The sequence below is a fragment of the Bacillus cereus group sp. MYBK30-2 genome, from assembly GCF_051915945.1.
GTDB classification, from domain to species: Bacteria; Bacillota; Bacilli; order Bacillales; family Bacillaceae_G; genus Bacillus_A; species Bacillus_A paramycoides.
This window is the reverse complement of sequence record NZ_JBQAFR010000002.1, coordinates 367,905-385,423: the sequence shown is the minus strand read 5'-3', so window position 1 is coordinate 385,423 and position 17,519 is coordinate 367,905. Positions and strand designations below refer to the sequence as shown.

The window sequence follows — 17,519 nt, the reverse complement described above, 5'->3', positions numbered from 1 at the left end:
GGACTAAGGAGGAATTTATAATGGCTAGGTACACAAAAGAAGATATTTTCCGTTTGGCGAAAGAAGAGAATGTAAAGTATATCCGCTTACAATTTACAGACCTTTTAGGAGTAATTAAAAACGTAGAAATTCCAGTGAGCCAATTAACAAAAGCTCTTGATAACAAAATGATGTTTGATGGATCTTCTATTGAAGGTTTCGTACGTATTGAAGAATCTGATATGTATTTATATCCGGACTTAGATACTTGGGTAATTTTCCCTTGGACAGCTGAAAAAGGTAAAGTAGCTCGATTAATCTGTGATATTTACAATGCAGATGGTACTCCATTTGAAGGAGATCCGCGTAACAATTTAAAACGTGTATTAAAAGAAATGGAAGCTTTAGGATTCTCAGATTTCAATCTTGGACCAGAGCCAGAATTCTTCCTATTTAAAGTAGATGAAAAAGGAAATCCAACATTAGAATTAAACGATAACGGTGGATACTTCGACCTTGCGCCGATGGATCTAGGGGAAAACTGTCGTCGTGATATCGTTCTTGAACTTGAAGAGATGGGATTTGAAATTGAAGCGTCTCACCATGAGGTTGCTCCAGGGCAACATGAAATTGACTTTAAATATGCAAATGCAATTCGCTCATGTGATGACATTCAAACATTCAAACTTGTTGTAAAAACAATTGCTCGTAAGCATGGTTTACATGCAACATTTATGCCGAAACCATTATACGGTGTAAACGGTTCAGGTATGCACTGTAACTTATCATTATTTAAAAATGGTGAGAACGTATTCTTCGATCAAAATGGTGAATTACAATTAAGTGATGATGCTCGTCACTTCATCGCAGGTATTTTAAAACATGCACCAGCATTTACAGCGGTAGCAAACCCAACTGTAAACTCTTACAAACGTTTAGTACCTGGATATGAAGCTCCATGTTACGTAGCATGGTCTGCACAAAACCGTAGTCCATTAGTACGTATTCCTGCATCTCGTGGTATTAGTACACGCGTAGAAGTACGTAGTGTTGACCCAGCTGCAAACCCATATTTAGTAATGGCAACATTATTAGCTGCAGGTCTTGACGGAATTAAAAATAAATTAACTCCACCAGCTGCAGTAGACCGTAACATCTACGTAATGACAAAAGAAGAGCGCGAAGAAGCAGGTATCGCTGATTTACCAGCAACATTAGCGCAAGCATTAGTTACATTACAATCTAATGAAGTAGTATGTGGTGCACTAGGAGATCACTTACTTGAGCACTTCATCGAAGCGAAAGAAATTGAGTGGGATATTTTCCGCACGCAAGTTCACCAATGGGAACGCGATCAATACATGTCTCTATACTAAGAGAAAGAGAAGCCTTGATACTACGGTATCAGGGCTTTTTCGTCATTTATCTACAGTAAATTGTAGCGAATGCTTCCAAAAGGGCTTGATACTCTTATTGGAGATCGTGGAGTGAGGCTTTCAGGTGGTGAACGCCAACGACTTGTACTAGCTCGAGCGATTTTAAGGCAACCGTCCATTTTAGTATTAGATGAAGCTACGAGTGCGTTAGATACTGAAAATGAAGTGAAAATCCAATCAGCATTAGAAAGATTGAAAGGAACGATGACTATTATTGTTATTGTTTTAGGAAAAGGTGAAATTGCCCCAAAAGGTGAGTTTCGGAATTTATTGGGCTCACAAATGGAAGTTGGTTCTTAGAGGAGAAAAAGTGAATGAGGTCTTGTATTAATGTAATTAGAATTGAATGAAAGCCCGAATAATGGTCAGTTACAACAGGATCTTATTAGGGCTTTCATTTGTGTGTTTTTTATATTTAGGGAATAAATATAATTAAGTACCTTGCAATGAACAGTACTAAGTGGTATATTATGGATAAAGTGGGTACCGTGTATTAAACAGTACTAAAATAAGAAAGGAGGATTGTCCTTGAACGTTCAGTTTAAAAAAGGTGTGTTAGAACTGTGTGTATTGGCACTTGTAAAACGTAAAGATTGTTATGGCTATGAACTAGTTCAACAAATCTCTAATAAGTTTTTAATATCAGAAGGATCAGTATATCCGTTATTGCGTCGTTTAACGAAAGAGGGATATTTTCAAACATATTTAAAAGAGTCTACGGAAGGGCCGCCTCGTAAATATTATCAACTAACTGAGCAAGGTGAAACGCAACTTCATTTATTAGTAACAGAGTGGCGTGATTTTGCGAAAGGTGTACGAGAAATTATTGAAGGGGTGAATTGGGATGAATAAAGAACAGTTCCTTCGGGAATTATCGAATCAGCTTAGAAAGTTACCGGAAGAAGAGAGGAAAGACATTTTATTTGATTATGAAGAGCACTTTCAGTTTGGGGTAGAAGAGGGGAAAACTGAATCGGAAATAATAAAAGGACTTGGTTCTCCGAAAGTGATTGCAAAGGAATTACTTGCGATGTATCGCTTTGATGAAATGAAAAAAGATCCATCGACTTCAAATGTGACAAGAGCTGTCATGGCGGCGATTGGACTTAGTTTGTTTAACTTTATTATTGTGTTAGGCCCATTAATTGCAATTATTGCTACTATATTTTCTCTTTGGGTTGCGGGGATTTCTAGTGTAGTGACACTATTTTTCGTTATTCTAAAAGTGTTTATGGGCACTTTTTTATGGATTGATTTATTCGTTAGTATCACGTTTGTTGGAGTTGGTTTGTTGTTATGTATTGTAGCTTTTTATAGTACGAAGTGGTTTAAAAGATTATGCGTACGATATGTAATATGGAACTTCAAAATGATAAAAGGGGAGTAAATGATGAAAAAACTATTATTAGTAGCTATCGCTTGTATCATTATTGGAGTAATAGGGATTTCACAAACATATGAAAAAGCAGTACAAACTGCAGAAAAAGGAAATAAAGAAGACGTAATTAAAAATGAAACGCTAAAAAATGTAGAAGTTAAGTTAGATGCAGGAGATATTGTTGTCCAAAAATCCCCTGATTCCTCTTTTTATGTAAAGCAATCAGGAGATTTACGTAAACAGAAGATTCGTATAGCTGAGGATGGTGATACATTAAAGATTCAAGGAGAAATAGAGAAAGGTGTTTCATTTGATTTCTCATTTTTTACTTTCAATTTTCAAACGCCTACATTGACTATATTTATACCTGAACGTTCTTATCAAGAGATAAAAGTAAATTCAGCCGCTGGACAAATAGAAATAAGTGATGTGAAAAGTGACCGCGTAAGTGTTGGAACACTCGCTGGAGAAGTGGATTTGAAACATATAACAGCTAAGAATGTGGATGCATCTTCAAAAGCTGGTAGCGTGAATATTAAAAAAGTAATAGGGAAAGTAACAGCAAAAACGGCTAGTGGTGATGTGGATGTTATTGATCATGATTCTAAATATGATCTAGAGGCAAGCTCAACTGCTGGTGATGTAGATATTACTTTATTGGAAAAACCGAAAGACGCAGTTATAACCGGGCGAAGCACTGCTGGTGACGTGACAATTTTTAATGAGGAAAATAAAAATATAACAATTGGTAATGGAAGTACAAAGATTAGTGGGAAAACTTCTGCTGGAGATGTTACAATTGAAGCTCGTAAATAAGGAATAGAATGAACGGAAATCTATCAAAATACAAAAAGAAGATAATCACTTATATAAATAAGGTAATTATCTTCTTTTTATTATTTTTAGTGTAAATCGCGATATACGCCAATTACTTTTCCAATAACTGACACTTGTTTTAAAATGATAGGTTCTAATGAAGAGTTTTCCGGTTGTAGACGGAAATGATCTTTTTCTTTATAGAAACGTTTAACAGTTGCTTCATTGTCTTCGGTTAAGGCAACTACAATTTCACCATTGTATGCAGACTGTTGTTGGCGAACAACGACTAAATCACCATCAAAGATACCAGCTTCAATCATACTATCTCCAGAAATTCGTAACATAAACACTTGATCTGCTCCGGCAACAATGCTAGCTGGAAGTGGGAAGTGCTCTTCTACACTTTCGACTGCTGTAATCGGTAAACCAGCAGTAACTTTTCCGACGATTGGAACTTGAATAACAGATTGTGTTTCTGTTTCCATTCGGTTGTCACCTAAAATTTCAATTGCTCGTGGTTTTGTTGGGTCGCGTCGAATATATCCTTTTTCTTCTAGTCGTGATAAATGTCCGTGCACTGTAGAACTAGAAGCGAGGCCGACTGCTTGACCGATTTCACGTACGGAAGGTGGATATCCTTTTTCTTGTACTTTTAGCTTAATAAAGTCGAGAATGTCTTGCTGGCGTTTCGTTAACTTTTCCATGTTTTCTAACACCTCGTTTTCTTTCATTTTTCTTATTAATAAGTATAACATGTGAAAAAACATTCTACAAACATAAGTTCGAACGAAAGGCGGATTTATGATACACTAGAGGGAAAATATAGTGAGAAAGAGGGGTTCGAAATGAATGCAATTATTTATGCACGTGTGAGCACAACAAAAGAAGCGCAGGAAACATCATTAATGCGTCAAAAAGATGAATTATTGCATTTAGCTGAGCGCTATCAAATGAATGTTATAAAGGTAATTGAAGAGCAGGCTAGCGGTTATACAATTGAACGTGATGGCATATTAGAAGTGCTAGATACAATTCGAGATGCACAAGTTGATGTGCTTCTTATACAAGATGAAACGCGTCTTGGTAGGGGGAATGCGAAGATTGCGTTAATGCATTGTTTACATAAAGAGGAAATAAAAGTTTATACGCACACGCATAGTGGTGAATTACAGCTTTCGGATTCTGACTCGATGGTGTTAGATATAATTGGGATTGTTGAAGAGTACCAAAGAAAGATCCATAATTTGAAAATTAAACGTGGTATGCAAAGAGCAGTGGAGAAAGGATTTCGTCCAGAGAATAATTTGAAAAATCGTCATTTAAGCGTAGGACGTGAGAAAAAAGAAGTGCCTATTGAAGAAATTGTACGTTTGCGTAGGAGTGAATTAACTTTCGAAGAGATTGCAGCAACACTTCGTGGTTTTGGTCATGATGTTTCAAAAGCAACTGTACATCGAAGATATGTAGAATATACAAAGCAATTGCTTGATAAAGAAGACTAACTATTGTATGATAATAATCAGTTTTGAGTAGAAGGGGGATTCGAGATGCTAAGTCACGAACTCATTGAACGCATTAACTTCTTAGCGAAAAAAGCGAAAGCTGAAGGCTTAACTGAAGAAGAACAACGTGAGCGCCAATCGCTACGTGAACAATATTTAAAAGGATTTCGTCAAAATATGTTAAACGAATTAAAAGGAATCAAAGTCGTTAACGAAGAAGGCACTGATGTTACACCGACGAAATTAAAAGCTTTAAAAAAGCAAGATAATGCAAAATTAAATTAAAAGATGGGCGTAGCCCATCTTTTTTTGATATTAATAGACAGATTCGCTATTTAATAACTTTCCAGTTATAATTTGTTGTTGCTTCTATCGTTTTATACTTCAATATATAGTTAGCAATAAGTTCAGACATATCTATTGGTATGTCTTTTATAATGGGCTTATTTTGATACATAAGGAAGTTTCCGCCCCCACTTGCACGATAATTATTCATAACGACATCGTATTCTTGCTTCATGTTGATTGGAAGTCCATCATATTCTAAAAAAGTAACTCTTTCGCCAATTGGTTTTGAAATGTTTAATACGTATGAAATTCCTTCCCACATATCGTAATTATAGTGCTGCGGTTTCGGTTCTATGTATGTAGGATTTACAATGATGTTTCCGCCCCCTTGTAATGTGAAATAGGCAGCAGAGAGTTCGAGAGCTTCTTTTATATCTGCTCCAGTCACTCGAATAACTTTTAATGTATTTGGATAAATATAATTTGAAACGATGTCACGCATTGTGACATGTTTTGGAAAACCCGGAGATTCATTGTGAAACAAACTTGTGCAAGAAATAGCAACTTCTGCTACATCCATCTGTATTTTATTAATAAATTCAATAAAGGGGTGGTCTTGTAGACGTGTTTGCAGAGCATCAGAAATTTGCATATCTCCATTGATAACCCCAATGGGCTGATCAAGCCACTTTTGTGTTTTATCCTCGTAATCACATACAACAGAAAGGATAGCTTTATCTTCCTGAATCCCTTGTACAGACAATATTTCTGAATGACATTCTGTCGTAATCCATTCATTATTATTTCTTTCAAATGTCACTTTCACTTTTCCTAATGAGTGCCCATTACAGCCGACTTGTAAAATTGTAACACCATTCACTTTTGTGTTTGTAATCGTTCGGTGTTGATGACCTGTTAGTAAAATATCTATATCGTCAATTTCATGACACATTGCATAGCCTTGATTTTCACCTGTTAAAGCTTCAGTAGGTTCTCCAGTTTGTAAATCGCGTTCAAATCCTCCATGGTAGGCAACGACGAGTAAGTCGGGTTTTTCGTTTTCACGGATGTAAGAAACCCACTTTTTTGTTGTTTCTAGTGCATCTTCAAATAATAAATCTTCAATATGATGAGGTTGCTCCCAATTTGGGATGTAATGCGTTGTTGCCCCTAAAATAGCAATTTTTATATTCGGCTCAATTTGCTTTATGATATATGGTTTTCCAAAATACGGTTTCTTTCTGTTTTTATCTAAAATATTGGCTGATAAATAGGGGATATTGGCAGTTGAAATAGCATTGTTTAATATGTCCATCCCGTAATTAAATTCATGATTTCCGATAATTGCAGCATCATAATCTAGATAATTGGCTAATAAGGCCATTGGGTTCTCTTTATCTTTTTCATAAGTAGCATAATGATAAGTAAAAGGAGTTCCTTGGATGAAATCACCGTTATCAATTAAAATCACATGTTCATTTGTAGAACGCTCTTTTTTAATGAGTGTGGAAATTTTGGATAGTCCCACGTCTGCTGGTAAGTTATTTTGATAGTGAATTGGATAAACATTACCGTGTATATCGCTCGTTAATAAGATGTTAATAGTTACAAATCGATTTTGATCCAACATAATCCACCTTTTCTATTGTTATCTTACGATTAATCATATCAGATATGTGAAATGAAGTTTGATTGGAATGTTTAGAATGTGTAAAGATTCTGTAAATAAATAATTGTATGGGAAAATATGTGATATATTTCTACGTGTTTACAAAAAGTGAATTTATAACAAGGAAAATGGAGGCTTTAACATGTTGAAAAAAGTTTTTGCAATGGGTACATCGGTTGTATTAGCGGCGGGATTATTAAGTGGTTGTGGGGCGAAGGAATCAAGTGCAAATAAAAGTAAAGATACGAAAAAAGGCTATGTACCAAAGACTTTAAATGTTCAATTTGTTCCATCGCAAAATGCTGATACGTTAGAAGCAAAAGCAAAACCACTAGAAAAACTGTTAAGTGATAAGCTGAATATCCCTGTAAAAGTTAGTATTTCAACGAATTACAATACGATTGTAGAAGCGATGGCATCAAAACAAGTAGATGTAGGTTTCTTGCCTCCAACGGCATATGTATTAGCGCATGAAAAAAAGGCCGCAAATGTAATTTTACAAGCACAACGATTTGGAGTAGATGATGCAACAGGAGCTCCAACAAAAGACTTGGTAGATTATTATAAGTCTGAGTTTGTTGTAAAGAAAGATTCTAACATTAATAGTGTGAAAGATTTAAAAGGTAAAAAAATCGGGTATCAAGATGTAACATCTTCAGCAGGATATGTGTGGCCTGCAGCTGTATTGCTGAAAGAAGGGATAGATCCATTAAAAGATGTGAAACCTGTTACATTAAAAGGTCATGATCAATCTATTATCGCTCTATTGAATGGGGATGTAGATGCTGCGGTTGTATTCCAAGATGCTCGTAATATTGTAAAAAAAGACTATCCTAATGTGTTTGATCAAACAAAAATTGTGAACTTCACAGAAAAGATTCCTAACGATACCATTTCTGTACGCTCCGACTTAGATGCTGGATGGAGTAAAAAATTACAAGACGCATTTATCGAAATTGGAAAGAGTGAAGAGGGACAAAAAATTATTAAAGAAGTATATTCGCATGAAGGATATATTAGATCTGATGATAGTAAATTTGATATCGTTCGTGATTATGGAAAGAAAGTAAAAACGCAATAATACATACGGATATTTTACAGGTTCAGTGAAAATGGCGACTAACTGGAATTGTGTGTGTTTTCAGTTAGTGGGCCGTTTTTCGATTTTTATTATTAAGTAGAAAGTAGGTAAAAGGCGTGATTGAGTTTCGAAATGTTTCCAAAGTTTATCCGAACGGTACAAAAGGATTGAATAATATTAATATGGAAATTCAAAAAGGCGAGTTTGTCGTTATGGTAGGGTTATCTGGGGCTGGAAAATCAACACTTCTCAGATCGATTAATCGACTTCATGAAATTACAGGTGGAGAAATTATTATTGATGGAGAATCTATTACTGTTGCGAAAGGAAAAGAGTTACGACGTATGCGACGAGACATTGGTATGATTTTTCAAAGTTTCAACCTTGTGAAGAGATCTACTGTTTTAAAAAATGTATTAGCTGGACGTGTTGGTTATCATTCTACATTACGTACAACGCTCGGGCTGTTTCCTAAAGAAGATGTAGAGCTTGCTTTTCAAGCTTTAGGACGAGTGAATATCTTAGAGAAAGCATATGCGCGGGCTGATGAGTTATCAGGAGGACAACAGCAACGTGTATCAATTGCAAGGGCACTTGCGCAAGAGGCGAAAATTATTTTAGCTGATGAGCCAGTTGCTTCTTTAGATCCGCTTACTACGAAGCAGGTAATGGATGATTTAAAGAAAATTAATCAAGATTTTGGAATTACAATGATTGTAAACTTACATTCTATTGATTTGGCTAGAGAGTATGCGACGCGCATTATCGGGTTACATGCAGGTGAAATTGTATTTAATGGACCTGTAGTAGAGGCAACGGATGAAAAATTTGCTGAGATTTATGGGAACTCCATTCAGAACAGTGAATTGTTAGAGGTGGCAGTCAAATGAATGATGTGACTATATATTCGAAAACGATACCGAAACCCCCTAGTAAACTGAAGCATATGTTAACTGCTGCTATTATCATTTTATTATTGTGGAGTAGCAGTGTACAGGTAGATGCATCATTTTCGAAACTTGTAACGGGCTTTCCGAATATGATGGATTTACTGAAGGAGATGGTACCTCCAGATTGGGGCTATTTTCAGGTAATTACAACGGCGATATTAGACACAATTCGTATGGCTATTATTGGAACGACTTTAGGTGCCATTTTAGCTATTCCACTTGCATTATTCGCGGCGAGTAATGTGTTTTCAAATATGGCTTTATATGGTCCAGCTCGATTCGTTTTAAATTTAATTCGAACGATACCAGATTTATTATTAGCAGCTATTTTTGTAGCGATTTTTGGAATTGGACCACTTCCAGGTATTTTGGCGCTTACTTTTTTCTCTATTGGGCTTGTAGCGAAGTTATTATATGAATCAATCGAATCGATTGATCCAGGTCCATTAGAAGCAATGACTGCTGTAGGAGCAAATAAGGTGCAGTGGATTGTATATGCAGTAATCCCACAGGTGAAGGCACACTTCGTTTCTTATGTTCTGTATACATTTGAGGTGAATGTACGTGCAGCCGCTGTTTTAGGGTTAGTTGGAGCAGGCGGAATTGGATTATATTATGATCGAACGCTTGGGTTTTTACAATATCAACAAACTGCTTCTATTATTATTTATACACTCGTTGTTGTATTGGGAATTGATTATATAAGTACATTGTTACGGGAGAAATTATGATGAGTGAACCGAAGATGGTGGTACCGAAACCAAGGAAACCGCGTTTATATCGTTGGATTATTTTTATTGCACTTGCAGTTCTCTATATATGGGCATTTTCCGGAGTACCGCTAGAAGGAATAAAGGATACAGCTGGCGAAATTACAAAAGCGATCATGACAGGGGTGTTACATCCAGATTGGTCGTACGTGTCATTACCGGATGGCGAAGACTTATTGCATGGTTTAATTGATACGTTAGCAATCGCAATATTAGGTACATTTATATCAGCATTTTTATCTGTCCCATTTGCATTTTGGGCAGCAACAAATATGAGTACGGGAAAAGTGACTTCTGGAACAGGGAAATTTGTACTAAGTTTTATTCGTACATTTCCGGAGTTAGTAATGGCACTATTATTTATAAAGGCTGTTGGTCCAGGCTCTTTTGCGGGTGTATTAGCTTTAGGACTGCATTCTATTGGAATGTTAGGGAAACTGTATTCGGAAGGGATCGAAAATATAGATAAAGGGCCGACGGAAGCGTTGATTGCAACAGGAGCGAATCGTTTTCAAATACTTTGGCATGCAGTATTGCCACAAGTATTACCGGATTTCTTGTCATATACGTTATATAGGTTTGAAATTAATGTACGCTCCGCTTCAATTTTAGGAGTTATTGGAGCAGGCGGAATTGGTACACCCTTAATTTTTGCACTAAGCTCACGAAATTGGTCACGTGTAGGTATTATTTTACTAGGTATTATTTTGATGGTAATTATTATTGATTTTATTTCGAGTTCGATCCGAAAGAGAATCGTATAAGTGTTTTTTGAAGCACCCACACAAGGTGCTTTTTTGTATAATAAGAAAAGTAATTTGGATAGTATTTAATAACACGGGTATATTTCACATTTGTGAATTTAGTGTTTTGTATAAAAATACAGATAATTCCCTTTCTTTCTAAAATAAAAATAATGAAAAAGTATGTCATATTGAATGCCCATACATTGCCGGAATCATTGATTTTTTTATAAAAAATCAAAAAAACATCAACATATTTGTCGATACATGTTGTATAATCTTGCGTGGGAAGCTATCATATAAATGTATAAAACGTTTACTAATATAAGCGAAGGGAAGAATAGCATGTCACATTCAATCGAACAACTTTCTATCAACACGATTCGCACATTATCCATTGATGCGATTGAAAAAGCAAACTCTGGTCACCCAGGAATGCCAATGGGTGCAGCACCAATGGCTTATACATTATGGACTCAATTTATGAAACACAATCCAAATAACCCAACGTGGTTTAACCGTGATCGTTTCGTATTATCTGCAGGTCATGGTTCAATGTTATTATACAGCCTACTTCACCTATCTGGTTACGATGTAACGATGGATGATTTAAAGAACTTCCGTCAATGGGGAAGCAAAACTCCAGGACATCCTGAGTATGGTCACACAGCAGGTGTAGACGCAACAACTGGTCCACTTGGACAAGGTATTGCAACTGCTGTTGGTATGGCGATGGCTGAAAGACATTTAGCAGCAAAATATAACCGTGATGCGTACAATGTAGTTGATCATTTTACGTACGCTATTTGCGGTGACGGCGATTTAATGGAAGGCGTTTCTGCTGAAGCATCTTCATTAGCTGCACACTTAGGATTAGGTCGTCTTGTAGTGTTATACGATTCTAATGACATTTCTTTAGATGGCGATTTAAATCGTTCATTCTCTGAAAGTGTAGAAGATCGTTACAAAGCATACGGTTGGCAAGTAATCCGTGTTGAGGATGGAAACGATATTGAAGCAATCGCAAAAGCAATTGAAGAAGCGAAAGCTGACGAAAAACGCCCAACGCTAATTGAAGTAAGAACGACAATTGGTTTCGGTTCTCCAAACAAATCAGGAAAATCAGCTTCACACGGTTCTCCACTTGGTGTAGACGAAACAAAATTAACGAAAGAAGCATATGCTTGGACTGCTGAACAAGATTTCCATGTATCAGAAGAAGTATATGACAACTTCCGTAAAACAGTACAAGATGTTGGTGAAACTGCACAAGCTGAGTGGAACACAATGTTAGGGGAATATGCACAAGCATATCCAGAATTAGCAAACGAGTTCCAAGCAGCAATGAATGGTCTTCTTCCAGAAGGTTGGGAGCAAAACTTACCAACTTATGAATTAGGATCAAAAGCAGCAACACGTAATTCTTCAGGTGCTGTAATTAATGCTATTGCAGAGTCTGTACCATCATTCTTCGGTGGATCTGCTGACCTTGCTGGTTCTAACAAAACATACATGAATAACGAAAAAGACTTCACAAGAGCTGATTACAGCGGTAAAAACATTTGGTATGGTGTTCGTGAGTTTGCGATGGGTGCAGCAATGAACGGTATTGCACTACATGGCGGTTTAAAAACTTACGGTGGTACGTTCTTCGTATTCTCTGACTACTTACGTCCAGCAATTCGCCTTGCAGCATTAATGCAATTGCCTGTAACGTATGTATTCACACATGACAGTATTGCTGTTGGTGAAGATGGTCCAACACATGAACCAATCGAACAATTAGCAGCACTTCGTGCAATGCCAAATGTTTCTGTTATTCGTCCAGCTGACGGTAACGAATCTGTTGCAGCTTGGAGATTAGCTCTAGAATCTACAAAAACACCAACTGCATTAGTGTTAACTCGTCAAGATCTTCCAACATTAGAAGGCGCAAAAGACGATACTTATGAAAAAGTGGCAAAAGGTGCATATGTAGTTTCTGCAAGTAAGAAAGAAACTGCTGATGTAATCTTAATTGCAACTGGATCTGAAGTAAGCTTAGCAATCGAAGCGCAAAAAGCTCTAGCAGCAGACGGCGTTGATGCAGCTGTTGTTAGTATGCCATCTATGGATCGCTTTGAAGCTCAAACTGCTGAGTACAAAGAATCTGTATTACCAAAAGCAGTAACGAAACGTTTCGCAATTGAAATGGGTGCTACAATCGGATGGCACCGTTACGTAGGTCTTGATGGAGATGTACTAGGTATCGATACATTCGGTGCTTCTGCTCCTGGTGAGAAGATTATGGAAGAGTATGGATTTACTGTAGAGAACGTTGTTCGTAAAGTAAAAGAAATGCTTTAATGATTTTAGAAAAATCTCTCCAGCATGGAGAGATTTTTCTATGTAATTGAGTTTTTTCGACAGAAAAAGTTTTTTCTCTCTCCATAGTCAGACAATCATTGCAAATTTTCTTTTATATAATGTAGGGAAAAGGTTGTCCAGATCGGGAGGGAAAAAATGAAAACGTATGAATTGTATTTAATTCAAGAGGATATTGCGAAAGCTTACTTTGGTCGTGAATATTTGTTTTTTGATTTATTTGCTCGATTTTCAGAATCTGGTTCCCTTTCGGAGAAAAAGGTGTTATATAAGCAAATGATGTATATAACAATGCCGTTACAAGTAATGAAAATTCATCATAAATTAGAACAAGCTTTGAGGGTTCTTGGTAAATATGATAGAACACAACATACGCATACGCTTTATACGGGAGCGGAATATGGCGAAATAATGGTGAAATCACAATATATTCGAATGAATACTTCTGGAAATGTATCCATGGAAACAACTTTCTTTGAGGTGCTTAGAAAGTGTGAGTTAACATTTTTAGCGATGGATTATGAGAATAAAAAGTATGGTTGGTTAAATCCTCTCAAACAAGTACGGACATATGTGTAAAAAATGTCGAATAGTATCTTGTCTTATTGAAATGGTTTTAGTACACTGTAAGGTAGACAACATGAAGGAGGAAAATATATGTCAATTTGGTTAGGTGTTCTAGTGGGCGTAGTAGCACTAGTAGCAGGCGTGGCGTTAGGATTTTTCATTGCCCGCAAATACATGATGAATTACTTACAAAAAAATCCACCAATTAACGAACAAATGTTAAAAATGATGATGATGCAAATGGGACAAAAACCTTCCCAAAAGAAAATCAATCAAATGATGAGCGCGATGAACAAGCAACAAACAAAATAAGCGCTAAAGGGCACTCTTACTGAGTGCCCTTTCCTTTTGGATTTTAAAAATGTTTAAAACTTTTAAAAATTCTGTATTTTTGTTAAACTGAAAACATCGCTCATTTTAAGGGAGGAGGATAAATATGAAAGTGTTTTTAAATTTATCTTGGTTTTTTAAACAAGAAAAACGAGCATACATAATCGGAATTATTATGTTATTTGGCGTCGCGCTTCTTGAACTTGTAGCACCCAAAGTACTAGGGATTGTAGTAGATGAAATTAATAATGGAACATTAACGTCTGAAAAATTGTTGAAATGGGTCATTCTGCTAGTAGTTGTAGGCATTACGATGTACATATTACGATACTTATGGCGAATTATGATATTTGGATCATCGTTAAAACTAGCCCGTCAATTACGAAAAAATTTATATGAACATTTTACAAAGATGAGCCCAACTTTCTATCAATCACGTCGTACGGGCGATTTAATGGCACATGCGACGAATGATATTCAGGCGATTCAGCAAACTGCTGGATCGGGTGTTTTAACACTTGTTGACTCATTGGCAGTTGGAGGATGTGTACTCGTAGCGATGGGGTTTACAATTAGCTGGAAGTTGACGTTATTAAGTTTAATTCCGATGCCAATTGTAGCGATTTCTACAAATTATTATGGAACTTTATTGCATAGAAGATTTCATAAAGCGCAGCAATCGTTTTCTGAAATCAATGATAAAGTACAAGAGAGTATGAGTGGGATGAAGGTAATTCGCTCGCTCGGACAAGAGAAAGAGGATTTACAAGCGTTTCGGAAGAAATCGGAAGATGTCGTACATAAAAATATCTTAGTCGCACGTATTGACTCGTTATTCGACCCAACGATTGCACTTATTGTCGGATTTTCGTTTTTAATCGCAGTTTGTTACGGATCACTATTAGTAGTACGGGACGAATTAACTATAGGGGAACTAGTAACATTTACAACATACTTAGGGACTCTTGTATGGCCAATGTTAGCCTTTGGGTGGTTGTTTAATATTATGGAGCGTGGACGCGCTTCGTATGATCGTGTGGAGAAAATACTTTCACAAACTTCAGATGTAGTGAATAGGGAAAATGCTATACATACTATAGCAAGTGGTGATGTTTCATTCGCTGTTGATTCGTTTTCTTATAAGAAAAATGAACTATTAAACTTAAAGGATATTTATTTTAACTTAAGAAAAGGTGAAACGTTAGGAATTGTAGGACGTACTGGTGCAGGGAAGACAACGTTGTTAAAATGTTTAATTCGTGAGTATGACCATTTTAATGGTGAATTAAAAGTTGGTGAGCGGGATATTCGAGATTTAACACTTCACGGTGTACGCTCTGCAATTTCATATGTGCCGCAAGATCATTTTTTATTTTCAGCGAGTATTGGGGAGAACATTGCGTTTGGAAAGGCCGATGCTACATATAAAGAAATTACCCGTGCTGCTGAGATTGCTTGTATTCATAATGATATTATTCAATTTCCAGAGGGATATGACACGGTAGTAGGTGAAAGAGGGGTTTCGCTATCAGGAGGCCAAAAACAGCGAATCTCCATTGCGCGTGCGTTATTAACGAATGCTGAAATTTTAATTTTAGATGATTGTTTATCGGCTGTAGATGCAAAAACAGAAGAAACGATTTTAACTGCATTGAAACGAGAAAGAGCAGAAAAAACGACGATTATTACTGCGCACCGTTTAAGTGCGATTCAGCATGCAAATCTTATTCTTGTTATTGATGAAGGTATGGTTGTGCAGCGAGGAACACATGAGCAACTAATGAAAGAAAATGGTTGGTATAGAGAAATGTACGAAAGCCAGCAGTTAGAGGCGTTAGTAGAGAAAGGAGGCGTATGATGGCTGAGAAAAAACGGAGCGATTTAAGGAGATTGCTTTCTTATATGAGGCCATATAAAGGGCTATTGTCACTAGCATTTATATTTCTAGTTGGTGCAACTGTAACTGAAATGATGGGTCCTTTTTTAATTAAACAATTTCTTGATGAACACTTAGTACCACGCAACTTTGAACAATCGGTACTTGTTACTCTATTTGTAGTGTATATTATTGCTCACTTACTAAAAGTATTATTTACTTATTTAGACCTATTGTACTTTCAAAATATCGCTTTTAAGATTGTCCAAGATATGCGAGTTGAAGTGTATGAACACGTTCAAAAGTTGTCATTAAGTTTCTTTGATCGTACGCCGATTGGTACGCTCGTATCTCGCATAACGAATGATACGGAAGCGATTAAGGATTTTTATGTTAGTGTACTATCAACATTCGTGAAAAATGTAGTCTTTTTAGTAGGGATTTTAGTAGCGATGTTTTTATTAGATGTAAAATTAGCGCTATTTTCTCTCATATTAATTCCAATTATGTTTGCGATTATGGTGCTGTATCGTCGGAAAAGTGCAGCTTTTTATTTAGAGGTACGTAATCAACTAAGTATATTAAACGCGAAGTTAAATGAGTCCATCCAGGGGATGAATATTGTTCAAGTATTCCGACAAGAAAAGCGGATGAGAAAAGAGTTTGAAGAAGTGAACAACAAGCATTATAGTGCTGGACGTCGTACATTAAAATTAGATGCATTACTTTTACGCCCAGCAACAGATCTTGTTCATATTGTAGCAATTGCGTTAGTTCTTGGGTTATTTGGAATCGACGCTTTAAAGAGTCCTGTTGAAGTAGGAGTTTTATATGCTTTCGTTAACTATATTCACCGTTTCTTCCAGCCCGTAAATGAGATGATGATGAAATTATCATTCTTCCAGCAAGCGCTCGTTTCATCATCGCGTGTATTTCATTTAATGGATGATAAAGATTTAGCTCCTGTTCAAATGGGGAGTGAAAATCCACGAGTAGATAAAGGAGAAATTCAATTTAAAGATGTTACCTTTTCATATGATGGGAAGCGTGACGTATTAAAAAATGTATCTTTTCACGTAAAGCCAGGGCAAACGGTTGCTTTCGTTGGACACACTGGTAGTGGTAAGAGTACAATTATGAATTTATTAATGAGGTTTTACAATATTAAATCAGGGAATATTGTAATAGATGGAGTGGATTTAGAGAAGTTTGGAGAACAAGAAATTCGGAAGAAAATTGGTCTTGTGTTACAAGATGCATTTTTATTTGCGGGAAATGTAAAGCAAAATATTCGTATGTATAATGAAGAAATTACGGATGAAGAGATAGAAAAAGCAGCACGATTTGTGCAAGCGAATACGTTTATTGAAAAATTACCAGAGCAGTATGATACAGAAGTAGTCGAAAGAGGAGCTGCATTTTCTAGTGGTCAAAGGCAATTAATTGCTTTTGCTAGAACGATAGCAACTAATCCGAAAGTATTAGTATTAGATGAAGCAACGGCAAATATTGATACAGAAACAGAGGAGGCTATCCAAACGGCATTACAGCAAATGCGAAAAGGTAGAACAACGATAGCGATTGCACACAGATTGTCTACAATCCAAGATGCGGATCAAATATTTGTTATGCATGAAGGGGAAATCATAGAAAGAGGAACACATCAAGAGTTACTTAGTAAACAAGGACTTTACTACAATATGTACTTACTACAAAATAAAGGGAGTTTACAAAAGGCCTTGTAATTACAAGGCCTTTTTTGAGGTA

The 17,519-nt window shown here is 36.3% G+C and carries 17 protein-coding genes and 1 pseudogene; 16 read left to right on the top strand and 2 right to left on the bottom strand.

From position 1 onward, the window contains the following. Positions 1-20: 20 nt before the first annotated feature. The 5 genes and pseudogenes from glnA (at position 21) to ACTFQM_RS13525 (ending at position 3,609) form a co-directional block, all read left to right on the top strand. Positions 21-1,355, top strand: coding sequence for a type I glutamate--ammonia ligase (glnA, locus tag ACTFQM_RS13545; RefSeq protein ID WP_002172992.1), 1,335 nt, complete (start codon positions 21-23; stop codon positions 1,353-1,355). A 66-nt stretch (positions 1,356-1,421) separates the two neighbouring features. Further along, positions 1,422-1,715 (top strand): annotated as a pseudogene (locus ACTFQM_RS13540) (ATP-binding cassette domain-containing protein); the annotation flags it as partial. A 228-nt stretch (positions 1,716-1,943) separates the two neighbouring features. Next, on the top strand, positions 1,944-2,267 hold the full coding sequence (locus tag ACTFQM_RS13535; protein ID WP_440034812.1) for a PadR family transcriptional regulator: 324 nt from the start codon (positions 1,944-1,946) through the stop codon (positions 2,265-2,267). Beyond that, positions 2,260-2,802, top strand: coding sequence for a DUF1700 domain-containing protein (locus ACTFQM_RS13530; protein ID WP_440034810.1), 543 nt, complete (start codon positions 2,260-2,262; stop codon positions 2,800-2,802). The genes ACTFQM_RS13535 and ACTFQM_RS13530 overlap by 8 nt, the downstream gene beginning before the upstream one ends. Continuing rightward, the gene (locus tag ACTFQM_RS13525) at positions 2,803-3,609 is read left to right on the top strand and encodes a DUF4097 family beta strand repeat-containing protein (protein WP_440034809.1); all 807 of its coding nucleotides are present in this window, start codon (positions 2,803-2,805) and stop codon (positions 3,607-3,609) included. It abuts the gene before it with no gap. A gap of 86 nt (positions 3,610-3,695) precedes the next feature. On the opposite strand, the gene lexA is transcribed toward ACTFQM_RS13525, so the two are convergent. After that, entirely contained in the window at positions 3,696-4,316 is a 621-nt protein-coding gene (gene lexA / locus ACTFQM_RS13520) for a transcriptional repressor LexA (RefSeq protein WP_048371643.1), read from the bottom strand. Between the two features lie 141 nt (positions 4,317-4,457). Between lexA and ACTFQM_RS13515 the strand changes: the two genes are divergently transcribed. Beyond that, the gene (locus tag ACTFQM_RS13515) at positions 4,458-5,114 is read left to right on the top strand and encodes a YneB family resolvase-like protein (protein WP_440034807.1); all 657 of its coding nucleotides are present in this window, start codon (positions 4,458-4,460) and stop codon (positions 5,112-5,114) included. 45 nt (positions 5,115-5,159) lie between these two features. Beyond that, a complete protein-coding gene (locus ACTFQM_RS13510) occupies positions 5,160-5,399 on the top strand; it encodes a DUF896 domain-containing protein (RefSeq protein ID WP_002172959.1) in 240 nt (79 codons plus the stop codon). A gap of 46 nt (positions 5,400-5,445) precedes the next feature. Here ACTFQM_RS13510 and ACTFQM_RS13505 read toward each other — a convergent pair whose 3' ends face one another. Then, positions 5,446-7,029, bottom strand: a complete 1,584-nt coding sequence (locus tag ACTFQM_RS13505; RefSeq protein WP_440034805.1) for a bifunctional metallophosphatase/5'-nucleotidase — start codon at positions 7,027-7,029, stop codon at positions 5,446-5,448. Between the two features lie 184 nt (positions 7,030-7,213). Here ACTFQM_RS13505 and ACTFQM_RS13500 point away from each other — a divergent pair, with 184 nt between their 5' ends. From ACTFQM_RS13500 to ACTFQM_RS13460, 9 genes are all read left to right on the top strand, one after another. Next, a complete protein-coding gene (locus ACTFQM_RS13500; RefSeq protein WP_440034802.1) occupies positions 7,214-8,152 on the top strand; it encodes a phosphate/phosphite/phosphonate ABC transporter substrate-binding protein in 939 nt (312 codons plus the stop codon). A 116-nt stretch (positions 8,153-8,268) separates the two neighbouring features. Then, on the top strand, positions 8,269-9,042 hold the full coding sequence (gene phnC, locus ACTFQM_RS13495; RefSeq protein ID WP_427310073.1) for a phosphonate ABC transporter ATP-binding protein: 774 nt from the start codon (positions 8,269-8,271) through the stop codon (positions 9,040-9,042). Further along, positions 9,039-9,833: a phosphonate ABC transporter, permease protein PhnE gene (gene phnE, locus ACTFQM_RS13490; RefSeq protein ID WP_440034800.1), complete on the top strand. Its 795-nt coding sequence runs from the start codon at positions 9,039-9,041 to the stop codon at positions 9,831-9,833. The genes phnC and phnE (ACTFQM_RS13490) overlap by 4 nt, the downstream gene beginning before the upstream one ends. Then, positions 9,833-10,636, top strand: a complete 804-nt coding sequence (gene phnE, locus ACTFQM_RS13485; RefSeq protein ID WP_440034798.1) for a phosphonate ABC transporter, permease protein PhnE — start codon at positions 9,833-9,835, stop codon at positions 10,634-10,636. The genes phnE (ACTFQM_RS13490) and phnE (ACTFQM_RS13485) overlap by 1 nt, the downstream gene beginning before the upstream one ends. 324 nt (positions 10,637-10,960) lie before the next feature. Beyond that, complete coding sequence (gene tkt / locus ACTFQM_RS13480) at positions 10,961-12,961, top strand: transketolase (RefSeq protein WP_440034796.1); 2,001 nt, start codon at positions 10,961-10,963, stop codon at positions 12,959-12,961. A gap of 156 nt (positions 12,962-13,117) precedes the next feature. Further along, the gene (sirA, locus tag ACTFQM_RS13475) at positions 13,118-13,558 is read left to right on the top strand and encodes a sporulation inhibitor of replication protein SirA (RefSeq protein ID WP_025148020.1); all 441 of its coding nucleotides are present in this window, start codon (positions 13,118-13,120) and stop codon (positions 13,556-13,558) included. A 78-nt stretch (positions 13,559-13,636) separates the two neighbouring features. Continuing rightward, entirely contained in the window at positions 13,637-13,858 is a 222-nt protein-coding gene (locus ACTFQM_RS13470; protein WP_002172951.1) for a YneF family protein, read from the top strand. 124 nt (positions 13,859-13,982) lie between these two features. Further along, entirely contained in the window at positions 13,983-15,734 is a 1,752-nt protein-coding gene (locus ACTFQM_RS13465; RefSeq protein WP_440034794.1) for an ABC transporter transmembrane domain-containing protein, read from the top strand. Next, the gene (locus tag ACTFQM_RS13460; RefSeq protein ID WP_440034792.1) at positions 15,734-17,497 is read left to right on the top strand and encodes an ABC transporter ATP-binding protein; all 1,764 of its coding nucleotides are present in this window, start codon (positions 15,734-15,736) and stop codon (positions 17,495-17,497) included. Before ACTFQM_RS13465 ends, ACTFQM_RS13460 begins: the two co-directional genes overlap by 1 nt. Positions 17,498-17,519 lie beyond the last annotated feature (22 nt).

Coding starts and splice junctions, on each gene's coding strand:
- sirA (WP_025148020.1), top strand. CDS start 13,118: ATGAAAACGTATGAATTGTATTTAATTCAAGAGGATATTGCGAAAGCT.
- ACTFQM_RS13530 (WP_440034810.1), top strand. CDS start 2,260: ATGAATAAAGAACAGTTCCTTCGGGAATTATCGAATCAGCTTAGAAAG.
- ACTFQM_RS13525 (WP_440034809.1), top strand. CDS start 2,803: ATGATGAAAAAACTATTATTAGTAGCTATCGCTTGTATCATTATTGGA.
- glnA (WP_002172992.1), top strand. CDS start 21: ATGGCTAGGTACACAAAAGAAGATATTTTCCGTTTGGCGAAAGAAGAG.
- lexA (WP_048371643.1), bottom strand. CDS start 4,316: ATGGAAAAGTTAACGAAACGCCAGCAAGACATTCTCGACTTTATTAAG.
- tkt (WP_440034796.1), top strand. CDS start 10,961: ATGTCACATTCAATCGAACAACTTTCTATCAACACGATTCGCACATTA.
- ACTFQM_RS13510 (WP_002172959.1), top strand. CDS start 5,160: ATGCTAAGTCACGAACTCATTGAACGCATTAACTTCTTAGCGAAAAAA.
- ACTFQM_RS13470 (WP_002172951.1), top strand. CDS start 13,637: ATGTCAATTTGGTTAGGTGTTCTAGTGGGCGTAGTAGCACTAGTAGCA.
- ACTFQM_RS13515 (WP_440034807.1), top strand. CDS start 4,458: ATGAATGCAATTATTTATGCACGTGTGAGCACAACAAAAGAAGCGCAG.
- phnE (WP_440034798.1), top strand. CDS start 9,833: ATGAGTGAACCGAAGATGGTGGTACCGAAACCAAGGAAACCGCGTTTA.
- phnE (WP_440034800.1), top strand. CDS start 9,039: ATGAATGATGTGACTATATATTCGAAAACGATACCGAAACCCCCTAGT.
- ACTFQM_RS13465 (WP_440034794.1), top strand. CDS start 13,983: ATGAAAGTGTTTTTAAATTTATCTTGGTTTTTTAAACAAGAAAAACGA.
- ACTFQM_RS13500 (WP_440034802.1), top strand. CDS start 7,214: ATGTTGAAAAAAGTTTTTGCAATGGGTACATCGGTTGTATTAGCGGCG.
- ACTFQM_RS13460 (WP_440034792.1), top strand. CDS start 15,734: ATGGCTGAGAAAAAACGGAGCGATTTAAGGAGATTGCTTTCTTATATG.